Below are 2,028 nucleotides of genomic sequence, written 5' to 3' on the forward strand. Positions count from 1 at the left end.
CGGCGACGATACGCTGATGGGCGGATCTGGCAACGACGTTTGCAGCGGCGACGACGGCGACGACAGCGTGATGGGCGGCTCCGGCGACGACAGCGTGATGGGCGGTGCGGGCAAGGATACCCTCATTACTGGCGACGGCAATGACATGGCAGACGGCGGGTCCGGCGACGACAGCGTTGTCGGTGGCGGCGACGGCAACGATACGCTGATGGGCGGCGACGGCAACGATACGCTGATGGGTGGTACTGGCAACACTACCTGTGTCGGCGGTGCTGGAAATGACGTTTTTGTCGTGAGTAACCCTACCAGCGGCGGGAGTTCAGTCATCACTGACTACGAAGACGGCAATGACAAGTTTCTCCTGTTTGGCGACTTGAACTTTAGCAGCTTGACCTTTATACAAGTCGGTGCCAATACCGAAATTCGGGTCAATAACTTCGCAATCGCGTTATTGTTGAATGTCAACGCAACGCTTATCACTGCTGGCGACTTTTTGGGAGTTAATCCTCAAACTCAAACTCAAACTCCAACTCCAACTCCAACTCCAACTCCAACTCCGAACCCGATTTATAACCCCCCGCGAGTGGAAGCGAATAAGAGCCTGACTGCTGGTTCCGACGGGAGTGAGCAAACTATTTCTTCTGAGTTGTTGCGGTTTGTCGATGGCCAGCAAGGTCCTAGTGGCACATCCTTCAAGCTAACCGAGCTGCCCGATGCTACAACCGGCAAACTATTCTTTAAGGGAGTTGCTGTCACACAAGTCGGTTTTACGTTCACTCAAGCAGACATTAACGCAGGCTCGTTAACTTTCAAAGCGGCACTAGGTTTTTTCGGTGCGGCTAGTTTTGGTTTTGAAGTTAGCAACGGCAAAAACGCTCTCACCGGCCAGCGTTTTAGCTTGAAAATCGAGCAAAATCTCTTTAAGTTTGGTGGCACTACAGCACCTCAAGTTATTGTCGGTTCTGTGACGCTGGATAACGACATCGAAGGCAGCGATGGTGACGATGATATTACAGCCGGCAAAGGCAAGGACAAAATCATCGGCGGCAAAGGCAAGGACAAAATTAAAGCCGGCGATGGCGATAACGATATCGACGGTGGCGATGACGATGACGATATCGAAGTCGGTAAAGGCAAAAACAAAATAAAAGGAGGCTTGGGTAACGACAAAATTAAAGGCGGCGATGATGATGACACGATCGAAGGCGGCATAGGAAGGAATACTCTAACTGGGGGTGGTGGAAAGGATCACTTTATTTACAGCACTTCCCGCCAAGAGGTTCAAACAGTTGCAGAAGCTGACTTGATTACTGACTTTAATGTCACTGACGATGTTTTAGAGCTTTCTACGGCAGCTTTTGCTAATCTCAGCGTTTCTAGCTTGACCCGACTGGAGATTACTGCTAGTTCTACTGTTGGTTCGATCGGCAGCGCTAATTTGCTCGACTTCACTGCTGATATTACTGTTAACAGCATCCTGACTTTGCAAGCGCGGTTTGTAGCTTTGGGTGGCAGCGACGCGCCTACTTTCTGTCAGTTTACAGATGCCGCTACGGGTCGTTCTGTACTGGTATTTGCTGTTGGGGCGCGCTTTGAAATTGTGACCAGTTTCGCGCTGAACGTTCGCCTGCAAGTCAGTAACTTTGTCTTCACGGGCCCGCCACTAAATATTCCTGTCGGTACTGCCGGCCCTGACAATGTGGATTTCACCACTTCTCCCGCCCCAGTTAATTACGATGGTTTAGCAGGCGATGACAAGATTGTCGGCAGCAACTTTAACGATACCCTCAAGGGCGGCGACGGCAACGATACCATCACCGGCGGCCTTGGTTTGGATGTCATAAGTGGCGGCAGTGGTACGGATCTGTTTGTTTACAGGACAACTAAAGAAGGCGGCGATAAAATTTCCGACTTTAAGTCTGGAACTGACAAATTCGAGTTTAGCGCGAGCGCTTTCGGCAATTTGACGACGACTAACTTTGACGGTGTTAGCGGTTCAACTCCTGACATTACTGGCAAAGAGTTAGT

The 2,028-nt window shown here is 50.6% G+C and carries 1 protein-coding gene; it reads left to right on the forward strand.

Annotated features, from left to right (window positions below):
- Nucleotides 1-2,028, forward strand: a 2,028-nt coding sequence (locus QUA40_RS12720; protein ID WP_333126023.1) for a cadherin-like domain-containing protein, incomplete at both ends; no start/stop codon positions are given.

This window comes from Microcoleus sp. Pol11C3, assembly GCF_036701485.1.
Lineage (GTDB): Bacteria > Cyanobacteriota > Cyanobacteriia > Cyanobacteriales > Microcoleaceae > Microcoleus.